Source organism: Chromobacterium sp. FG22, from assembly GCF_057809415.1.
Genome location: NZ_JBMDJX010000014.1, coordinates 109,351 through 130,209 on the forward strand (window position 1 = coordinate 109,351; position 20,859 = coordinate 130,209).

Sequence of the window (20,859 nt, forward strand, 5' to 3'; positions counted from 1 at the left end):
CAATTCCTCGCCGCAGGCAACTTTTTCAAAAATTGAATTTCATAAGCTTTAGCCTCGACGGCCGCTTCTTCGCGCCGAACGCGCCCTGGCAGGGGCGTCCAACGCGCAATCCATTACTAACAAAAACTATTCACAAATGAATATATTCATAAAAAGAGAACCCAGCCTCCACGGCTGTCCGCAGGTCCGGCCTCGCCGCCGGACCTGCGTCGCCAGCGGCAAGACGGGCCTGCCCGTCATTCCGGATGCCTCCACTTCAGCACAAGGTTGAACCATGTCCAAACCACTTTCCCTGCGCCTGCCGGCGCTGATGCTGTTGCCAGCGCTGCTGAGCGGCTGCCTTGAGCAGCCCAGCGTCGAGCAGCAAGCCGCGCGCATCGTCGAACAGATGAGCGTCCGCGAGAAGATCGGCCAGAAGATCATGATGGCCTTCCGTTACTGGTGCCCGGACGATCAGCCCGCCTGCACCGCCGGCATGACCGAACTGCCGGACGCCGCCAGCCGCGCGCTGCGCGACAACGCCATCGGCGGCGTGATTCTGTTCGCCAACAATCTGAGCGATTTGCAGCAAACCCGGCGTTTGTCCGAGCAGATCCGCCGGGCGCGGCCGCAGAACAGCCCGGTCGGACTGTTGATCGGCTCGGACCAGGAGGGCGGCAATGTCTTCCGCCTGCCGCGCCCGCTGGCCACCAGCTTCCCCGGCAATATGGCGCTGGGCGCCGCCTATGAAGCGACGCGGGACAGCAACCTCGCCCGCGACTCCGGCCGGGTGCTGGCCGCCGAGATCCGCGCCGTCGGCTTCAACGTCAACTTCGCGCCGGACGTGGACGTCAACAGCAATCCGCTCAATCCGGTGATCAATGTCCGCGCCTACGGCGACGATCCGGCCACCATCAGCCTGCTGGGGCAGGCCACGACGCAGGGCATGCGCGAGCAAGGCGTGATCGGCTCCTTCAAGCACTTCCCCGGCCACGGCGACACCGCCACCGACTCCCATTACGGCCTGCCGGTGGTGAACAAATCGCGCGCCGACGCCTACGCCATCGACCTGGCGCCCTACCGCCAGGCCATCGCCTCCGGCCAGCCGCCGGAGATGATCATGACCGCCCACATCCAGTACCCGGCGCTGGACAGCAGCCAAATCACCGCCCGCAACGGCGAACGCATGATCGCGCCGGCGACGATGTCGCGCAAAATCCAGCACGATCTGCTGCGCGGCGAGATGCGCTACCAGGGCGTCACCGTCACCGACGCGCTGGACATGAAGGGCATCAGCGATTTCTTCGAGCAGGCCGACGCGGTGATCAAGGTGTTCCAGGCCGATGTGGACATCGCGCTGATGCCCACCGAGTTCCGCACCGCCGCGCAAGCCGGCCGGCTGCGCCAATTGATAGACCAAGTGGCCGCCGCGGTGGCGGACGGTCGGATAGACCGCGCCGAACTGGACCGCTCGGCGCGGCGCATCGTGGCGATGAAGCTGCGCAACGAGGTCACCCCGGCCGGCGAAGCCAAGCCGCTGCCGGCGCTGAGCACCATAGGCGGCGCGGAGCATCGCGCGGTGGAAGCTAAAATCACCCGGCAATCCATCACCCTGCTGCGCAATCAGGGCGCGGCGCTGCCGCTGCGCTCGCCCAGCCAGCGCATCTTCATCCTGACGCCCTGGGGCGAACAGGCCGAGGCGATGCGTCGCCGCTTCGATGAAAAAGGCTATCGCCAGGTCAGCGGCGCCAAACTGAGCGCCACGCCGTGGGAAGCGCAGAAACAGGCGATCGATCAGGCCGACGTGGTCGTCATCGGCACCCTGGCCACCGGCGTCAGCCCGGTGGAACGCAACGGCGACCCCAACGCGCCGGCCATCGCGCCGCGGATGAAGCGCAGCCTGCAGACCGAGCCGGCGCCGGCCGCCGGCAACGGTTCCCTGGTCTTCAATGTGGCGGAAGACCTGCCCGCGCTCCGGACCCGCTTCGCCCGCAGCCTGTCCGCGCCGCCGCTCAGCGAGGCGCAGCAAATGCGCAATGCGATGGAATACGCCAAGCGGCAAGGCAAGAAGCTGATCCACGTGACCCTGCGCGCGCCTTACGACGTGATCAATTACGACGATCTGGCCGACGCCACGCTGGCCACCTACGCCTACTACGGCTATGAGAACGGCCTGCGCGGGCCCTCCATGCCGGCGCTGGTGGACGTGATGCTGGGCGCGAACCCGCCCGGCGGCAAGCTGCCGGTGGCCATCCACGCGCTGGACGAAAACGGCCAGCCGGGCGCGCTGCGCTACGCGCGCGGTTTTGGGTTGAGCTTCTGACGAAGCATCGCTCTTCTTAACCCTCCTCCTGCGCACCGCGGTCCTCCGGCCGCGGTGTTTTCTTTTGTCCCTGCGGCGGGCGGCTCCGCCGCTCCAAGGCATTCGCATTGAAATAGACACAATTTATACTGTATGAATATTTTGTGCGCTGCAGTATCATGAGCCTGAACCGACGGCTGAAGACGCCCGCACAACAGGGCCGCAAGCCGCGCGGAACCGGGCTACCCTCAAATAAGAAAGCAAGCGCATGGCCATAGAATCCAACGCCGTCCTACCGGACTTCGCCGCGTGGAGCATGTCCAAGGACTTTCCCAGCGGTCATCAAGTCGGCCGCCACCAACACCGCGAAGGCCAGCTGATTTTCGCCGTTTCCGGCGTGATGGAACTGTCCACCGCCGACGGTCTGTGGCTGGTGCCGCCGCAGCGCGGCGTCTGGATGCCGCCCGCGGTGGAGCACAGCATGCGCGCCCGCGGCACGGTGTCGCTGCGCACGCTGTACATCCAATCCCCGCACTATCTGGCGCAATTGCCGCGCCACTCCAAAGCCATCGCCATTTCGCCGCTGATGCGGGAACTCATCATCCGCCTGATGCGCACGCGCGGCATTCCCCACGCCGATCAAAAAGAAGGCCGCTTGCTGGACGTGCTGATCGACGAAATCGAATGGTCGGGGGAAACGGCCTTGCCGCTGCCGCCGCTGAGCGATCAGCGTTTGCAGCGGGTGTGCTCGGCGATTCTGGCCAATCCCGGCGACCGGCGCGGGCTTAACGAATGGGCGGAACTGGTGGGCGCGTCCAGCCGCACGCTGGCGCGGCTGTTCCAGCAGGAGCTGGGCGTGTCTTATCTGTACTGGCGTCAGCAAGTGTGCGCGATCTCGGCGCTGCCGCGGCTGGGCGCCGGCGAGCCGGTGACCCTGATCGCCTCCGATCTGGGTTATGAAACGCCCGGCGCGTTTTCCTCCATGTTCCGCCGCATCATGAACGCGGCCCCCAGCCAGTACTTCTCCTGATCCCATCCGCGGTTCAAAGCCCAGCCGACAAGAGCGAGGCTTTGAACCGCCTCTTTTCCGCCCCGCGGACCCGCGCGCCGACACGGCTTTGCCGCAGCGCAGCATAATTGTCCGTTTTGAAGCAGCAATTGTCCGCTTGCAAGAAGCCTGAACCAAACCGTTTCAATATGATAAATGGCTATTGAAACCGCCGTCTGGCCAGGTGACCATGTCCCATCCCAACTACGACGCCAAACGCTATTGGCTGCTGATTCTGGCCGCCACCTTTCTGTTCGGCTCCACCTTTCCCACCTCCAAGATCGTGTTGTCGGAAATGCCGCCCTTGTGGGCCGCGGTGGCGCGTTTCACCGCCGCCGCCGCCGGCATCGTGCCCATTCTGCTGTGGCAGCGCTTCCGCTATCCGCGCGCCTTCGTCCGCCCTCGCCCCTGGGGCGTGCTGGCCTTGATCGGCCTGTTGCAGACCGCCGGATCGATGGGCTTTCTCAATATCGGGCTGCGCAGCACCACCCCGGCCAAGGCCGCCATTCTGATGGCCTGCACCCCGCTGATCGTGGCCTTGATGTCGCGGCTGGCGCTGAAGGAAAAAATCCACCCTCTGGCCGCCGTCGGCCTGGTCCTGGCCTTCTTCGGCGTCGCCGTCTGCATCGGCCTGAACAAGCTGGACGGCTTCGGCGCCGGCGACGCGCTGGTGCTGTGCGGCGCGGCCTGCTGGGCGGCGTCCACGCTGGTGATCAAGGGCAGCCGCATCGTGATCAACGTCTGGGCGCTGACCTTCTGGCAGATGCTGGTGGGTTCGGCCTGCCTGGCGCTGCTGGCCTGGGCCGGCGGCGAAGTCCCGACACTGCCTCACAGCGAGCGGGTGCTGGCCGCCTTCCTCTGGCTGGCGCTGCCGGCCACCACCGGCGCGATGGCGCTGTGGTTCATGGCGCTGGACCTGGGCGGCGCGGTGCGCACCAGCGGTTTCCTGTTTCTGTCCCCGCTGTTCGCCACCCTGATTTCCTTCGCCGCCTTCGGCTATTCGCTGTCGCTGCATGAGCTGATCGGCGGCGTGCTGATCGGCGTCGGCATTTATCTAGTGTCCAAGCGCCCGGACGCCGCCGCGCAGCCGCAAACCGCCCCCGTCGGCGACAAGATCTGAACACCGCAGCTTTTTCCTCTTTCATTCACATGAGCGTTCCCACCATGCAAAAACTCATCATCACCGCCGCCGTCAACGGCGGCATCACCAGCCGGCAGAAACATCCCGGCGTGCCGTTTTCGCCGGAAGAAATCGCCCAGGCCGCCTATGAATGCTGGAACGCCGGCGCTTCGGTGGTCCACATCCACGCCCGCAACCCGGACGGCACGCCCAGCTACGACGCGGACATCTACGGCGATATCGTCCGCCGCATCCGCGAGCGCTGCGACATCCTGATCAATCTGAGCACCTCCGGCCTCAATCTGCCGCCGCAGCTGGAGAAGAAGGAAGCCTGGAACCATCTGTCCTTCCGTCCGGACATCGCCTCCTTCAACTGCGGCTCGGTCAACCACGGCAGCAAGCCCTTCATCAATCCGCCTGAACTGGCCCGCGCGCTGGCGCTGGACATCCGCGAATACCGCGCCAAGCCGGAGATCGAGGTCTATCACCAGGGCATCATCGGCGAGGCGCTGAAACTGCAGGAAGACGGCTATCTGAGCGGCCCGCTGTGCTTCAGCTTCGCCATGGGCATACAGGGCGGCGCGGCCGCCACCTGCAAAAACCTGCTGCATTTCGTCGAAAGTATTCCGCAGGACAGCGTGTGGTCGGCGCTGGGCATAGGCAAACACCAGCTGGCGATCAATCTGCACACCCTGCTGCTGGGCGGCCATGTGCGCACCGGCCTGGAAGACAACGTCTATTACCGCTACGGCGAACTGGCCCGAGACAACGCCCAATTGGTGGAGCGCCTGGCGCGTCTGGCCGGCGAAGTCGGCCGCGAGATCGCCTCCCCCGCCGAAGCCAAGCAAATTCTGGGCATTCACTAAAGGACACACTACATGAGCACGATCGATCCCAATCCGCATAAAGAACACGGCCTGGAAATCTACGGCGCGCCGCTGAATCAGGCCAAACTCGCCGTGGTGCTGCTGCACGGCCGCCGCCAGAGCGCCCAGGACGCCTACAAAAACGGCGAGGCCATCGGCCTGGCCGACGTCGCCTACATTCTGCCCATCGCCAAGGACCGCACCTGGTATCCGCACAGCTTCATGGCGCCGCTGGACAGCAATCAGCCCTCGCTGGACCAGGCGCTGGACTGCGTCGAGGCCACCATCGAGGAACTGCGCGGCTACGGCTTCGCCGACAGCCGGATCGTGCTGATGGGCTTCTCCCAGGGCGCTTGCCTGGCCGCCGAATTCATCTATCGCCGCCCACGCCCGATAGGCGGGCTGATCGCCTTCTCCGGCGGCCTGTTCGGCCCCGACGAGGCGGCCTGGGGCGCGCCGTCCGCGGCGCTGGACTTCCCGGCCTTCTTCGGCACCAGCGACAGCGACAGCTGGATGCCGCTGGAGCGCATCGAACGCAGCGCCGAGGCCTTCCGCCGCGCCGGCGCCGAGGTGGATTTCCGCGTTTACCCGGACATGCCCCACCACGTTTGCGCCGACGAGATCGACGCCGCGCGCGATTTGCTGTCCGCGCTGTTGCAACCGCAAACCAGCTTGAGCTGAGAGGAGACCGCGATGACCGACGCTTTCATCTGCGACGCCGTGCGCACCCCCATCGGCCGCTTCGGCGGCGCCTTGTCCGGCGTGCGCGCCGACGATCTGGCCGCGGCGCCGCTGCGCGCGCTGCTGGAGCGCAATCCGGGCCTGGGCCCGGCGGCGATAGACGAAGTGATCCTGGGCTGCGCCAACCAGGCCGGCGAGGACAACCGCAACGTGGCCCGCATGAGCCTGCTGCTGGCCGGCTATCCGGAGAGCGTCCCGGGCCTGACCGTGAACCGCCTGTGCGCGTCCGGCCTGGACGCGGTGGCGCTGGCGGCGCGCGCCGTCAAGTCCGGCGAGGCCGAGCTGCTGATCGCCGGCGGCGTGGAATCCATGTCGCGCGCGCCCTTCGTGATGCCGAAATCGGACAAAGCCTTCGGCCGCGACATGCAGATCTACGACACCACCATAGGCTGGCGCTTCGTCAATCCGGCGATGGAGAAACAATACGGCGTGGACACCATGCCGGCCACGGCGGAGAACGTGGCGCGCGAATTCGGCGTCAGCCGCCAGGATCAGGACGCCTTCGCGCTGCGCAGCCAGCAGCGTTACTTCGCCGCGCTGGAAACCGGCTTCTTCGCCGAGGAGATCGTCCCGGTGACGATCCCGCGCCGCAAGCAGGACCCGCTGATCGTCAGCCGCGACGAGCATCCGCGCCAGACCTCTCTGGAGGAGCTGGCCAAGCTCAAGGCGCTGTTCGGCCCGGAGTCCAGCATCACCGCCGGCAACGCCTCCGGCGTCAACGACGGCGCGGCGGCGATGATCATCGCCTCGGCCGCGGCGGCGCAACGCCACGGCCTGCGTCCGCGCGCGCGGGTGCTGGCCTCGGCCAGCTCCGGCATCGCGCCGCGCATCATGGGCGCGGGCCCGATCGAGGCCAGCCGCAAGGCGCTGCGCCAGGCCGGCCTCGGCATCGAGGACATCGACGTCATCGAACTGAACGAAGCCTTCGCCGCCCAGGCGCTGGCGGTCACCCGCGCGCTGGGCCTGCCCGACGATTGCGAACGGGTGAACCCCAAGGGCGGCGCCATCGCGCTGGGCCACCCGCTGGGCATGAGCGGCAGCCGGCTGGCGCTGACCGCCGCCGCGCAGTTGCAGGCCGGCGGCAAGCGCTACGCGCTGTGCACCATGTGCGTGGGCGTGGGACAGGGCCTGGCGCTGATTCTGGAACGGGTATAGGCCGGACGAGGCGGCCTTGACGGCCGCCGTCAAACCATACGAGGGGGGAAACATGCATCAACACGCCAATATCAAAAAAGCCATCCAGTTGAGCAACAGCTTCTGGGACATCACCACCCAGGCCGGCCTGGCCAATATCGTCACCCGCAACCTGGGCGACGGCCGCCATGAGGCGGTGGCCAACGGCAAGCGCTTCGTCAATATGTCGTCCTATTCCTATCTGGGCCTGGACTCGCACCCGGACATTCTGCAGGCGGCGGCGGACGCGGTCTTGAACACCGGCTCGTTGAACACCTCGATTTCGCGCATCCGGGTGCAGTTCGACATCCTGCAGCAGGCGGAGGACGCGCTGGCGGAGCTGGTGGACGCGGAAACGCTGACCGTGCCGTCCTGCGCCGCCGCCGCCGCGGCCGCCCTGCCCCTGCTGGCCTCCGGCGCGCTGACCGAGGATGTACCGCCCTTGATGGTGTTCGACAAGAACGCCCACTTCTGCCTGAACATGATGAAGCCGATCTGCGCCGACGAGGCCGAGATCCAGACCATACGCCACAACGATCTGAACGCGCTGGAAGACCTGTGCAAGACCCATGCGCGCGTGGCCTACGTCGCCGACGGGGTCTACAGCACCGGCGGCATGGCTCCGGTGCCGGAACTGCTGGCGTTGCAGGACAAATACGGTTTGTTCCTGTTCTTCGACGAAGCCCACGGCCTGTCCACGCTGGGCCGCCACGGCCGCGGCCTGGTGCTGGAAACCATGGGCGGCATCAATGAGCGCACCTTGATCGTCACCTCGCTGAACAAGGGCTTCGGCGCGTCTGGCGGCGCCATCTTCCTGGGCCCGCGCCACGACGCCCAGCGCCGCAAGCTGGCCACCCGCTTCGGCGGGCCGGTGACCTGGTCGCAACGCATCAACACCGCCGGCCTGGGCGCCATCATCCAGTCGGCGGCCATTCACCGCTCCGAGGAGCTGCCGCGTCTGCAACAACGGCTGCAGGACAATATCCGCCTGTTCGACCAGCATGTGGCCTCGGACAATAGCGGCGAACCGCTGCCCATACGCTTCGTCTCCATCGGCTCGGAGGAAAACACCATCTTCTACGCCAAGAGCTTGCTGGAAGACGGTTTCTACACCTCGCCCATCTTCTTCCCAGTGATCGCCAAGGGCCGCGCCGGCCTGCGCATCATGATCCGCGCCAATATGACGACGCAGGAGATCGAGCGCTTCGCCGCCTGCCTCAATCAGTTGCGAGCCGCCCATGAATGAGAAAACCCTGACCGCGCCGCCCGCGGCGCTGGCGCAGCCGGCCGGCCGGCTGATGGCGCTGGCCTGCCTGATCGTGTTCATGGCGCAGATGGCCACCACCGTGTATCTGCCGTCGCTGCCGGCGGTGATGCGGGAGCTGGCGATGAGCCAGAGCCTGGTGGAGATGTCGATTTCCGGCTATGTGGTGGGCGCGGCCTTGCCGGTGCTGTTCTGGGGCTCGGCGGCCGACCGCTGGGGCCGGCGCGGGCCGCTGCTGATTTCGCTGGCGCTGTTCGTGGTCTGCAGCCTGCTGCTCGCCTTCGTGTCCAACGCCGCGGAGCTGCTGACGCTGCGCGTGGCGCAGGGCATCGCCGGCGGCGGCGCGGCCATCATCGCCCGCATCATCGTGCGCGATCACTGGCGCGGCGACGATCTGGCGCGCAAATTGTCCGTGCTCTCCATCGCCTTCATCACCGCGCTGGGCGGCGGCCAGTTCATCGGCGGCCTGATCGGCAAATACAGTCATTGGGAAGCCGGCTTCGCCTTGATGGCGGTCACCGGCGCCGTGGCGGCGCTGCTGACCATGGGCCTGCCGCTGCAAGCCGGCCGCCCGGCCGCCGCGGCCTCCGGACCCAGCCCGTACTGGGGCATTCTGCGCCGACCCGGCTTTCTGTGGCCGGCCTGCGCCGGCGGCCTGGGCTTCGCCACCACGGTGACCTTGCAAGAGGTCAGCCCCTTCGTGTTTCAGGAGCACTTCGGCCTGGCGGTGGCCGGCTTCGGCAACGTCGGACTGTTGATCGGCCTGTCCTATTTCAGCGGCGCCATGGTGGTGAACCGCCTGGTGGCCCGCGTGGGCGGGCTGCGCCTGATGCGCGCCGGCGCGGCGCTGCTGGCCGCGGCCACGCTGGCCATGCTGCTGGGCTGGCACTTGGGCCTGCTGGAGCGCCTGCCCGGCCTGTGGCTGTTCATCGGCCTCTACTGCCTGACCATTTTCGGCCAGGCGGTGCTGTTCCCCAACAGCATGGCCACCGCCGTCAGCGACGCCAAGGAGCACGGCGCTCACGCGATGGCGCTGTGCGGCTTCCTGCAGCAGGGGCTGGCCGGCATCGCCGCCACCGTCTCGGTGCTGCTGCATCACGACGGCGCCTGGACGCTGGCGGTGGCCGCCCTGGGCCTGTTGACCCTGTCGCAAGTGCTGTTCAAGGTGCGCGCGCGCGCCGCCTGAATCGAGGAAGCTCTTCCATGTCCCGTATCGAATCCCGCGTTCCCGCCTCCGGCGAGACGTTTGAACGCAACGCCGAAGCCTACCGCCAGCTGCGCGAGCGCATCGCCGCCGCCCGCGACGCCGCCTTGCAAGGCGGCGGCCCGGAGGCGCGCGCCAAGCAAGCGGCCAAGGGCAAGCTGTCCCCGCGCGAACGCCTATCCCTGCTGCTGGACCCCGGCACGCCCTTTCTGGAGATCGGCCAACTGGCCGCCCACGACGTGTACGAGCACGCGGTGCCCTGCGCTGGCATCGTCACCGGCATCGGCATCGTCGCCGGCCACGCGGTGGCGGTGTTCGCCAACGACGCCTCGGTCAAGGGCGGCACTTATTACCCGCTGACGCTGCGCAAGCATCTGCGCACCCAGCAGATCGCCCGAGAGCAAGGCCTGCCCTGCCTCTATCTGGTGGATTCCGGCGGAGTCTACCTGCCCTTGCAGGAAGACATCTTCCCGGACGAGCAGCACTTCGGCCGCATCTTCCGCAATATCGCCGAGATGTCGGCGCTGGGCCTGCCGCAGATCTCGGCGGTGCTCGGCTCTTGCACCGCCGGCGGCGCCTACATCCCGGCGATGAGCGACGAAACCATCATCGTGCGCGGCAACGGCTCCATCTTCCTGGGCGGCCCGCAACTGGTGCGCGCCGCCACCGGGGTGATCGTGGACGCGGAAACCCTGGGCGGCGCCGATGTGCACACCCGCGACAGCGGAGTGGCCGACCACTACGCGCTCAGCGACGAACACGCGCTGCGGCTGATGCGGGACATCGTCGCGCGCCGCGGCCGCGGCCGGCAGTACGCGCCGCCGCAAGCGCCGCGGCCGCCGCGTTACGATCCGGCGGAACTGGCCGGCATCGTCAGCGCCAACCCGCGCGAGCATATTCCGGCGCGGGAAATTCTGGCCCGGCTGCTGGACGACTCCGCCTTCGCCGAATACCGCGCCCGTTTCGGCGCCACCATTCTGTGCGGCACCGGCCACATCGGCGGCTATCCGGTGGGCGTGCTGATCAACGACGGCGTGCTGTTCTCGGAAAGCGCGCAAAAAGCGGCCAACTTCATCGAACTCTGCGCCCAACGCGGCATTCCGCTGCTGTTCCTGCACAATATCAACGGCTTCATGGTGGGCGCGGAATACGAGGCCGGCGGCATCGCCAAACACGGGGCCAAGATGGTCAACGCCGCCTCCTGCGCCCGCGTGCCCAAGTTCAGCATCCTGATCGGCGGCAGCTACGGCGCCGGCAATCTGGCCATGTGCGGCCGCGCCATCGGCCCGCAGTTGATGGCGATGTGGCCCAACGCCAAGACCACGGTGGTGGGCGGCGAACAGGCGGCGACGGTGCTGGCGCTGATCCGCGCCGAGCAATTGGAAAAACAGGGCAAGGCCTGGACGCCGGAAGAAGAGGAAAGCTTCAAGCGGCCGATCCGCGACGCCTACGAGCGCCAGGGCCAGGCGCTGTACGTGGCGGCCCGCATGTGGGTGGACGCCATCGTCGACCCGGCCCAGACCCGAGAATGGCTGGCGCTCAGCCTGGCGCTGGCCGCCGCCGCCCCGGTCCAAGACACCCGCTTCGGCGTATTCAGGATGTAAACACCATGTTCAAACGAATTTTGATCGCCAACCGCGGCGAGATCGCGCGCCGCATCGCCCGCAGCTGCCGGCGGCTCGGCATCGAGCATGTCGCCGTCTACTCCACGGCCGACGCCGGCGCCGCGCATCTGGAAGGGGCCGCGGAGCGGCGCTGGATAGGCGAGGCCCCGGCCAGCGCCAGCTATCTGAACGGCGAGGCCATCATCACCGCGGCGCTGGACAGCGGCTGCGAGGCCATCCATCCCGGTTACGGCTTCCTGTCGGAAAACGCCGACTTCGCCCGCGCGGTGACCGCCGCGGGCCTGGTCTTCATCGGCCCCGACGCCGACACCATCGCCCAGATGGGCGACAAGGCGCGCGCGCGCCAATTGATGGCGGCGGCGGGCGTGCCGGTGACGCCGGGCTCGGCGGAAGCCACCGAGTCCTACGGACTGATCCTGGAGAGCTGCGCCGAGATCGGCTATCCGGTCATTCTCAAGCCGGTGGCCGGCGGCGGCGGCAAGGGCATGCAAGTGGTGTGGGAAGAAGCCGCGCTGCGCGAGGCGGTGGACGCCGCGGTGCGCGTCGGCCGCTCCAGCTTCGGCGACGGCCGGCTGCTGGTGGAGCGCTATATCGCGCGGCCGCGCCATCTGGAAGTGCAGGTGTTCGGCGACCGCCACGGCAATGTGGCGCATCTGTTCGAACGCGAATGCTCCTTGCAGCGCCGTCATCAGAAAATCATCGAGGAGGCCCCGGCCTGCGCGATGCCGGCCGCCACCCGCGCCGTGCTGCTGGACACCGCGGTGCGCGGCGCGGCGGCCATCGGCTACCAAAACGCCGGCACTTTTGAATTCATCCTGGCGCCGGACGGCCAGTTCTATTTCCTGGAGGTGAACACCCGCTTGCAGGTGGAGCACCCGGTCACCGAGGCCGTCACCGGACTGGACCTGGTGGAGTGGCAGTTGCGCGTCGCCGCCGGCGAAGCCCTGCCGCTGCGCCAGGAGGAGATCCGCGCCGACGGCCACGCCATCGAATGCCGGGTCTACGCCGAAGACCCGCTGCGCGAGTTCGCGCCCATGCCGGGCAAGGCGCTGCTGGCGCGCTGGCCGCAAGGCTGCCGCGTGGACGCGGCCTTCGACGGCGACGGCGGCGAGGTGCCGGCTTTCTACGATCCGATGCTGGCCAAGCTGATCGCCCACGGCGGCAGCCGCGCCGCGGCCTTGGACGCGCTGCAAGCCGCCGCGCGCGACACCGCGCTGCCGGGCCTGAGCACCAATCTGGGCTTCATCGAGCGGCTGCTGCGCGAGCCGCGGGTGCGGGCCGGCGAGCTGGATACCCATCTGGTCGACCAGCTCGCCGCCGCGCCGGAAGCCGCGCCGCTGGCCGAGGCCGTCGCCTGCGCCGCCGCCGTCGAACTGACCCTGGCCTGCGTCGAATCGTCCTCGCCCTGGCAGGGCGGCATCGGCCCGCACGACCGCGCCGCGCTGGACCCGGACGCGCCCTTGGGCCGGCTGAGCTATCGCGCCGGCGCCTCGCGCTGGCAGGCCCGGCTGCTGGAACGCTCAGGCGCCCAGGTCCGCGCGGCGGTGGCGGAACGGAGCCTGCGCGTGGAACTGCGCCGCGACGGCGAGCTGTGGCGCGGCGAGGTGGACGGGCGGCAATGGAGCGCCCTGCCCTGCGGCGACGACATGGAGTTGACGGTGGCCGGCCATCGGCTGCGCTTGCAGGCGGAGCAGCCGGAAGCCGCCGAGGCGGACGCCGACGCCGGCCAGCGGGTGGCCTCGCCGATGCCGGGCACGGTGGTGGCGCTGCCGGTGGCGGTCAATGAGCGGGTGGAGGCCAATCAGGTGATGGCCGTCGTCGAGGCGATGAAGATGGAAAACCGCATCTACGCGCCGCGCGCCGGCGTCGTCAGCGCGCTGCACTGCCGGGTGGGCGACATCGTCGCCGCCGACCAGCTGCTGGCCAGCGTCGCGGCCGACGACGTTTGATCGCGCTCTAGCCGCTCAACCATGAAAAAAGCGCGGGCCACGGCCCGCGCTTTGTCTTGGCTTGCTGGCGTTCAGGACTGCGCGGACGCGCTCAAACCGGCCAGTTGCTGCCGCTCCGGCTGCCGGAAATCCACCGCCATCATCACCGACAGCGCGGTGATGGTGATGATGGAAAAGAAGAACAGCTGACGCGCCCAGACGCGGTCGTCGATGCTGCGCTTGTAGCCGGACAAGGCCATCTTCAGCCACCACAGGCTGGTGGCCCCGGCTACCGCCAGATAGCCGTAGCCGGCGTAGCCGCCGAAGGCCAGCATCGCGGTGGCGGCGCCGAAGGCCAGGATGTAGAGCACGATCTGGCGCTTGGCGCTGGAAATGCCCTTGACCACCGGCAGCACCGGAATCCCCGCCGCCTGGTAATCCTGCAGGCGGAAGATGGCGATGGCGTAGGAATGCGGCATCTGCCACAGACAGAACATCAGCAGCAGGATGGCCGCGCCGGCGTCGAAACGGCCGGTCACCGCGCAGTAGCCGGCCACCGGCGGCACCGCGCCGGACAAGCTGCCCACCAGGGTGCCGTACACCGAATGGCGCTTCATATAGAGGCTGTACACCCCCACATAGATGACGAAGCCGAACAGCACGCAGCCGAAGGCCAGCGGATTGGTCCAGCGCCACAGCGCGTAGAAGCCGGCCAGGCCGAGCAGCAGGCCGTGGGCCAGCGCCGCCCGCGCGCTCATCGCGCCGGTGACCAGCACCCGCTTGCGGGTGCGGGCCATCTTGGCGTCGATGTCCCGGTCGATGCAGTTGTTGATCGCGCAGCCGGACGCCACCACCAGCGAGAGGCCGGCCAGGGTGGCCAGCAGCAAGCTCCAGTCAACCCGGCCCTGGGCCGCCAGCAGAAAACCGCCGACGGCCGAGATCAGGTTGCCGAAGATGATGCCCGGCTTGGTCACCTGCAGATAGCGCTTGAATGTCAAGACGGTCTCTCTCAAACCCGCCTCAGCGCATCATCAGCGCGTCGGCGGTGTAGATGATCCAGATCGACAGCCCGACCAGCAGCACGATCACCATGCCGGTGAACAGGAAGGAGAAGGTATTGAGCTTGCCCTCCTTGCTGAAGTCCAGATGCAGGAAATACTTCAGATGCACCACGATCTGCACCACCGCCAGCGCGAAGATGCCGATCGCCGTCGCCTGCGGCGTGAAGGCGCCGCCCATCACCATCCAGAACGGAATGGCGGTGAGCACCACCGACAGCAGGAAGCCGATCAGATAGCTTTTCACGCTGCCGTGGGCGGCGTGTTGATGTGCCTGGCTCATCCCATGGCTCCTTTCAGGTAGACGACGGTGAACACGCAGATCCACACGATGTCGAGGAAGTGCCAGAACAGCGACAGGCAGTTCAGACGCGTCATCGCGCGGCCGGTCAGGCCGGTCTTGGCCACTTCCATCATCATCACCGCCATCCAGATCAGGCCGGCGGTCACGTGCAGGCCGTGCAGGCCCACCAGGCCGAAGAAGGCCGACAGGAAGGCGCTGACCTGCGGACCGTGGCCCTCGGAGATCAGGTGGTGGAATTCGTTGATTTCCAGGCCGATGAAGGCGGCGCCGAACAGGAAGGTCATGCCCAGCCAGCCCAGCACCGCGGATTTATTGCCCTTCTGACCGGCGATCATCGCGAAGCCGTAGGTGATGGAAGACAGCAGCAGCGCCGCGGTCTCCACCAGCACGTATTGCAGATCGAAGATCTCCTTGCCGGACACGCCTTCCGCCACATTGCGGAACAGCACGGCGTAAGCCGCGAACGCGCTGGCGAACAGGATGCAGTCGGTCATCAGGTAGAACCAGAAGCCCAACACGGTTTGCGAACCGCTGTCGTGGTGCTCGTGGTCGTCGTGCGCTTCGTGCGCGTCTTTTACATAAGTCGTCATGTCGGATTCAACCTGTTACGCGGTGGTGGTCGGACGCGCCGCCTTGTGCGGCTGGGCCGGGTCGCGCTCGGTGTAGTTGTCCACATCGATGCCCAGTTTTTCGAAACGCTCGCGCTCGATGGCCTCCACTTCCTCCGGCTGCACGTAGTAGTCCAGATCGTTGTCGTAGGCACGCGCCAGCATGCAGCCGACGATGCCCACCAGACCAACGATGGCCAGCCACCAGATATGCCAGATCAGGGCGAAGCCCAACACCGTGGTGAAGCCGCCGATATAGACGCCCATCGCGGTGTTCTTCGGCATGTGGATGGGCTCGTAGGACTTGGGCACCGCGTAGGCCACGCCTTTTTCCTTCATGTCGGTGAAGGCGTCGATGTCATGCACCACCGGCAGCTTGGCGAAGTTGTAGAACGGCGCCGGCGACGAGGTGGACCACTCCAGGGTATGGCCGTTCCACGGGTCGCCGCTGACGTCGGCCAGCTTCTTGCGGTCGCGGATGCTGACCACGATCTGCAGCAACTGGCAGGCGATGCCGCAGGCGATCAAGAGCGCGCCGAACAGCGCCAGATACAGCCACGGCTCCCATTCCGGGTTGGTGGTGTAGTTCAGGCGGCGGGTCATGCCGAGGAAGCCCAGCACGTACAGCGGCATGAAGGCGAACATGAAGCCGATCTGCCAGAACCAGAACGAGGCCTTGCCCAGTTTCGGGTTCAGCTTGAAGCCGAACACTTTCGGGAACCAGAAGGTGACGCCGGCCAGATAGCCGAACACCGCGCCGCCGATGATGGTGTTGTGGAAGTGGGCGATCAGGAACAGGCTGTTGTGCAGCACGAAGTCCGCGCCCGGCACCGCCATCAACACGCCGGTCATGCCGCCGATGGAGAAGGTGACCATGAAGCCCAGCGTCCACAGGATGGGGGTTTCAAAGCGCAGGCGGCCGCGGTAAATGGTGAACAGCCAGTTGAACAGTTTCACCCCGGTCGGGATCGAAATGATCATGGTGGCGATGCCGAAGAAAGCGTTGACGCTGGCGCCGGAACCCATGGTGAAGAAGTGATGCAGCCACACCATGAAGCCCAGGATGGAGATCGCGCCGCTGGCGTAGATCATGGACTTATGGCCGAACAGGCGCTTGCCGGTGAAGGTGGACACCACCTCGGAGAAAATGCCGAAGGCGGGCAGCACCAGGATGTACACCTCGGGATGGCCCCAGGCCCAGAACAGGTTCAGATACATCATCGCGTTGCCGCCGGCTTCCGCGGTGAAGAAATGGAAGTCCAGGTAGCGGTCCAGGCTCAGCATGGCCAGCGCGCCGGTCAGGATGGGGAAGGAGCTGGCGATCAGCACATTGGCCCAGGTGCAGGTCCAGGTGAAGATGGGCATGTCCATCAGCTTCATGCCGGGGGCGCGCATCTTGATCACGGTGACCAGGAAGTTGATCGCCGTCAGCGTCGTCCCTATCCCTGATATCTGCAAGGCCCAGGTGTAGTAATCCACCCCCACGTCCGGACTGAAGGCGATGCCGGCCAAGGGCGGATAGGCCACCCAGCCGGTGCGGGCGAAGTTGCCCACGCCCAGCGACAGGTTGACCAGAATCACCGCCGCCACCAGCAGCCAGAAGCTCAGCGAGTTCAGGAAGGGGAAGGCCACGTCGCGCGCGCCGATCTGCAGCGGCACCACGATGTTCATCAGGCCCGTCATGAACGGCATCGCCATGAAGATAATCATGATCACGCCGTGGGCGGTGAAGATCTGATCGTAGTGATCCGGCGGCAGCACGCCGTGGCTGCCGCCGGTGGCGATGGCCAATTGCGCGCGCATCATCAGCGCGTCGGCGAAGCCGCGCAACAGCATGATCATGGCGACGATGATGTACATCACGCCGATCTTCTTGTGGTCGACCGAAGTCAGCCACTCATGCCACAGATAGCCCCATTTGCCCATTTTGGAGATCAGGGCCACCAGCATCAGCCCGATCAGGCCGACGCCGCCCAGCGCGCCCATCACAATGGGCTCGTGGAAGGGGATGGCGTCCAGCGTAAGTTTGCCTAACAGCATGTCTTGATTACTCCTTCACCGTCAGCGGTTCGCACAGGCTCTTGGCCAGAGCGGCCAGCTTCACGTCGGCCTCGGTGGCGGCCAGCGAGGTGCGGCCGGTCATGTATTTGTGCAGCACGCCCTGGAACAGATAGGGGGTGACGGCGCCGTAATAGGCCACCGGGTTCTTTTCGCTGGGCAGCACCAGGCCGCGGTAGCCGTTCACGTCCAGCGTCTTGCCGGAGGCCTTGACCTTGGCGACCCAGGCTTCGAACTCCGCCGGCGTCTTGGTGGCGACGGCGTTGAACTTCATCCCGGAGAAACCGGCGCCGCTGTAGTTGGCGGAGAAGCCCTTGTACACGCCCGGCTCATGCGCCAGCAGATGCAACTGGGTCTGCATGCCGGCCATCGCGTAAATCTGGCCGCCCAATTGCGGGATGAAGAAGGAGTTCATCGCCGCGTCGGAAGTGATCTTGAAGTTCACCGGCACATTGCTGGGGAAGGCCAGCTCGTTGATCGTGGCGATCTGCTGCTCCGGATAGATGAACAACCATTTCCAATTCAACGCCACCACCTGCACCTCGATCGGCTTCTGGTCGGAATCCAGCGGGCGGTACGGGTCCAGCTTGTGGGTGGTTTCCCAGGTCAGCACGGCGAGGAAGGCGATGATGATGCAGGGAATCAGCCAGACCACCAGCTCGATCTTGGTCGAATGCGACCATTTCGGCTCATAGACGGCGTCCTTATTGCTGGCGCGGTACTTCCAGGCGAAGAAGAAGGTCATCAGGATCACCGGGATGACCACCAGCAGCATCAGCGCGGTTGCCGTGATGATCAGGGACTTCTGCTCCGCCGCCACGGGGCCCTTGGGGTCAAGGATTCCGCCTTGACACCCGGCGAGCAGCAGCGCCGAAGCTACAGCAAGTCCCCGCCACAGGCGTGAGGGTCTTTGGTTTCTCATCATTTACGACTTTACGGGTTGAACATTCTTGTTATCTCGCCCGGGCGCGTAAGGCTGCGCGCCATCGGCCCCGGCGGCGGTAATCCAGGCCCGGCTCATGACCGGACGGCAACGGCAAGCCCTTGCGCGGCCGACGGCCATGCAAATGCTATTGGCATAATAAAAAGCAATGCGGAACTCGCAGCGCGAGCTGATCAAAATCGAAAGGTCGGCATGATCAATCGACAGGGGCGACGCGAATCGCCCCGGGTGGATGACGCGACAGGAAAACGGCGACAAGCGGCCTTCCCCTGCTGGGACATCACAACGCTGACAGCCGGCGAACCCTCGGGCGGAGACGCGTCTTCCGGCGGGCAAGCAAGCCCTGGACGGCGCAGAAAGCGGCGGGAGCATCCCGGTTGTGAAGCCAGGCGGCGCTATTAAAAACAGTTCGCCCCCAACTTTCAAGGGCAAATTTGATCCAGGTTAACGGCCGCTCGCGGGGTAAATCCAGAGAGCTTGTTACAGATCAATGACGAAAATAGAGCCAAAGCGCAGACATGGCGTGATCTAGAACGAAAGCATGAAGTAAATACTCGAACCTATACACAGTTTCAAACTGTTACAAAAAAGCTGGAACTCCGCCCCTTGCAGTGCACAAAAACAACGGGATTCAATACAAATCGCAACAAAAACATAAACCAAACAATATGGATTGACAGCGAGGAAAACGCCGGCCCCGCCTGGCTCAGGCGTCGGGCAGACATAGCAAGGCATTGCGCAGAAACGCTTCGAAACTGCGGCTCTCCACCAGCCGGGCGCCGGCGCGCTGACGCATGAAGGAAACGAACAGCTCGTAGATCGCCATCGCTTCCTCGTACTCGGTCTTGCTGATCGCCAGCAGGAAGATCACCCGCGCCACGCCGCCCTCCCCCCAGGCGATGCCGTGAGGCGCGATGATGGTGCACACCGTGGTCTTGCGCGCCAGCAAGCCCAGCGAGTGCGGCAAGGCGATGCCGTCGCCCAGCATGGTGCTGAGGATGTCCTCGCGCTCGCGCACCGAAGGCAGGAAATCGGCGTCGACATAGCCTTCCTCGCGCAGCCGCCCGCAAACGCGCTCGAACAGCGCCTGCTGGCTCAGCCCCTGCTCCGCCACCCAGAAATGCTGGGCGGAAAAATAGCGCTCCAGCATATAGGGCCGGGTGCGGTCCACCGCCACCAACCGCGCCAATTGCTCCAGCTGGTAATCCGACGGAAACGGCGACAGCAGCGCCACCGGCTTGCGTTTGTCCTCCAGCCTCACCGTGGACACCACGAAATCCGCGCCCACATGCTCCAGCGCCTCGTACTCCTGACAGGACAAGGCGGCGCACACCTCCAGCTGCGGAAAGCGACGCCGCAGCACCGCCTCCAGCGTGCGCAGCGTGGCGTTGCCGCCGTCGCACACCAGCAGGGCCTGCGGCCGACGCAGATAACCGATCTGGTAATGGCGCTCCAGCCCCACGCCGATGTGCAGCACCAGATAGCCGATCTCGTTCTCCGAGATCCGGTACGGCGAGTGCTTGGCCCAACTCGACACCGCCGCCAGCGTGAAGTCGTAGGCCAGCGCGTAATGCTGCTTGATGTCGGCCAGCACCGGATTGGCCAGCGTGATCTGGTAACGCACCCGGGTGATCATGGTTTTGACGTGGGTGACCAGATCGTCGCGCAATTGCCGGTCGGCGCGCAGATCGTAGCGGTAATGGCGGTTGATGTAGTCGAGGATGTAGCGGACCAGCGCGTCGGCGTCGTCGGCGTTGATCGCGCTGGGCAATATGCCGCTCAGGCTGCGCGCGGCGATGTTGACGCAGAGGAAGGCTTGCTCGGCGGCGGCGATCTCCACCCCGCTCATGCGCCGCAGCAGGCCGGCGATGTGCGTCGCGGCCTGGGCCGCCGCCGGCGGCGCTTCCTCGCAGGAGAAATCCTGCAAGGGAAAACCGTCGACGATGCGCTTGGCCGCCACCGCGCAATAAAAGCTCAGGAACTGGGCGCCGTCGTCGCTGAGGCGGACGCCGGCGCGGCTCAGGCAGCCGGGCAGGCCGGCGCGCACCGTCGCCAGCGCGTCGGCCAGCACCGGGTCCGCGCTCAACAAGGGATGGTCCGCCCGCTCCGCCGCCAGCTGCGCCAAGAGATCGCTGAGGCAGACGCGGATGGAGGATTCCGCGCCCAGCAGCTTCATGCCGTAATGCGGCTTGGCCTCTATGCTCAGGCCGTAGCCGGCCAGGCGCTCGCGCACCTCGGCCATGTCCGTCTGCAAGGTGGCCCGGCTGACGCACCAGGCGTCGGCCAGGTCCTGCAGCTTCAAGGCGTAGGCGGAGCCGAGGAACTGCGCCAGCAGATAATGCACCCGCTCGCCGGCCTGACGCGGAATGGCGCGGCCGGAGCCGGCCTGCGGCCGCACCTGCTGGAAGCGTTCCGGGTCGTCGGCCTGCAGCCGGTAGCCCTCGCCGCGCTTGAGCACGAAGCGCGCGCCGTGCTCGGCCAGAATGGCGTTGAGCGCGTCGATGTCGTTGCGCACGGTGCGGGTGGACACCGCCAGCCGGCGCGCCAGCTCTTCCTGCGGCAACGCTTCCGCCTGCAGGGCGGCAAAGGCCTGGGCCAGCCGTTGATAGGGGAATTTGACCATAAGCCTCCTTCTTAA

At 66.2% G+C, this 20,859-nt stretch carries 16 protein-coding genes; 10 read left to right on the forward strand and 6 right to left on the reverse strand.

Translation table 11 applies throughout. From position 1 onward, the window contains the following. Positions 1 to 274 precede the first annotated feature (274 nt). The 10 genes from ACODSD_RS15055 (at position 275) to ACODSD_RS15100 (ending at position 13,271) form a co-directional block, all read left to right on the forward strand. Positions 275 to 2,302, forward strand: coding sequence for a glycoside hydrolase family 3 protein (locus ACODSD_RS15055; RefSeq protein ID WP_488877699.1), 2,028 nt, complete (start codon positions 275 to 277; stop codon positions 2,300 to 2,302). Between the two features lie 247 nt (positions 2,303 to 2,549). After that, a complete protein-coding gene (locus ACODSD_RS15060; protein WP_199225921.1) occupies positions 2,550 to 3,311 on the forward strand; it encodes an AraC family transcriptional regulator in 762 nt (253 codons plus the stop codon). A 208-nt stretch (positions 3,312 to 3,519) separates the two neighbouring features. Continuing rightward, on the forward strand, positions 3,520 to 4,449 hold the full coding sequence (locus ACODSD_RS15065) for a DMT family transporter (protein WP_107800420.1): 930 nt from the start codon (positions 3,520 to 3,522) through the stop codon (positions 4,447 to 4,449). A 44-nt stretch (positions 4,450 to 4,493) separates the two neighbouring features. Beyond that, positions 4,494 to 5,315: a beta-keto acid cleavage family enzyme gene (locus ACODSD_RS15070; protein WP_048415426.1), complete on the forward strand. Its 822-nt coding sequence runs from the start codon at positions 4,494 to 4,496 to the stop codon at positions 5,313 to 5,315. 12 nt (positions 5,316 to 5,327) lie between these two features. Continuing rightward, positions 5,328 to 5,996 carry an alpha/beta hydrolase gene (locus tag ACODSD_RS15075; RefSeq protein ID WP_227104771.1) on the forward strand — a complete coding sequence of 223 codons (669 nt, stop codon included), beginning with the start codon at positions 5,328 to 5,330 and terminating at the stop codon, positions 5,994 to 5,996. A gap of 12 nt (positions 5,997 to 6,008) precedes the next feature. Continuing rightward, on the forward strand, positions 6,009 to 7,211 hold the full coding sequence (gene pcaF / locus ACODSD_RS15080; protein WP_488877700.1) for a 3-oxoadipyl-CoA thiolase: 1,203 nt from the start codon (positions 6,009 to 6,011) through the stop codon (positions 7,209 to 7,211). 52 nt (positions 7,212 to 7,263) lie between these two features. After that, positions 7,264 to 8,475, forward strand: a complete 1,212-nt coding sequence (locus tag ACODSD_RS15085; RefSeq protein ID WP_107800423.1) for an 8-amino-7-oxononanoate synthase family protein — start codon at positions 7,264 to 7,266, stop codon at positions 8,473 to 8,475. Continuing rightward, complete coding sequence (locus ACODSD_RS15090) at positions 8,468 to 9,679, forward strand: MFS transporter (RefSeq protein ID WP_488877701.1); 1,212 nt, start codon at positions 8,468 to 8,470, stop codon at positions 9,677 to 9,679. The genes ACODSD_RS15085 and ACODSD_RS15090 overlap by 8 nt, the downstream gene beginning before the upstream one ends. 17 nt (positions 9,680 to 9,696) lie before the next feature. Next, positions 9,697 to 11,301 (forward strand): carboxyl transferase domain-containing protein, encoded by a 1,605-nt coding sequence (locus ACODSD_RS15095; RefSeq protein WP_253314366.1) that lies wholly within the window; start codon positions 9,697 to 9,699, stop codon positions 11,299 to 11,301. A gap of 5 nt (positions 11,302 to 11,306) precedes the next feature. Beyond that, on the forward strand, positions 11,307 to 13,271 hold the full coding sequence (locus ACODSD_RS15100) for an acetyl/propionyl/methylcrotonyl-CoA carboxylase subunit alpha (RefSeq protein ID WP_488877702.1): 1,965 nt from the start codon (positions 11,307 to 11,309) through the stop codon (positions 13,269 to 13,271). 71 nt (positions 13,272 to 13,342) lie between these two features. Here the strand turns inward: ACODSD_RS15100 and cyoE are convergent, their stop codons facing one another. From cyoE to ACODSD_RS15130, 6 genes are all read right to left on the reverse strand, one after another. Beyond that, positions 13,343 to 14,248, reverse strand: coding sequence for a heme o synthase (gene cyoE, locus ACODSD_RS15105; protein ID WP_227104783.1), 906 nt, complete (start codon positions 14,246 to 14,248; stop codon positions 13,343 to 13,345). A 22-nt stretch (positions 14,249 to 14,270) separates the two neighbouring features. After that, complete coding sequence (cyoD, locus tag ACODSD_RS15110; protein ID WP_227104785.1) at positions 14,271 to 14,591, reverse strand: cytochrome o ubiquinol oxidase subunit IV; 321 nt, start codon at positions 14,589 to 14,591, stop codon at positions 14,271 to 14,273. Beyond that, the gene (gene cyoC, locus ACODSD_RS15115; RefSeq protein WP_107800427.1) at positions 14,588 to 15,202 is read right to left on the reverse strand and encodes a cytochrome o ubiquinol oxidase subunit III; all 615 of its coding nucleotides are present in this window, start codon (positions 15,200 to 15,202) and stop codon (positions 14,588 to 14,590) included. Before cyoC ends, cyoD begins: the two co-directional genes overlap by 4 nt. Positions 15,203 to 15,217: 15 nt before the next feature. Beyond that, positions 15,218 to 17,260 (reverse strand): cytochrome o ubiquinol oxidase subunit I, encoded by a 2,043-nt coding sequence (gene cyoB, locus ACODSD_RS15120; RefSeq protein ID WP_107800428.1) that lies wholly within the window; start codon positions 17,258 to 17,260, stop codon positions 15,218 to 15,220. Positions 17,261 to 17,267: 7 nt separating this feature from the next. Further along, positions 17,268 to 18,203: a ubiquinol oxidase subunit II gene (cyoA, locus tag ACODSD_RS15125; protein WP_319792906.1), complete on the reverse strand. Its 936-nt coding sequence runs from the start codon at positions 18,201 to 18,203 to the stop codon at positions 17,268 to 17,270. Positions 18,204 to 18,927: 724 nt separating this feature from the next. Continuing rightward, positions 18,928 to 20,844, reverse strand: a complete 1,917-nt coding sequence (locus ACODSD_RS15130) for a BglG family transcription antiterminator (protein ID WP_107800429.1) — start codon at positions 20,842 to 20,844, stop codon at positions 18,928 to 18,930. Between the last annotated feature and the right edge of the window lie 15 nt (positions 20,845 to 20,859).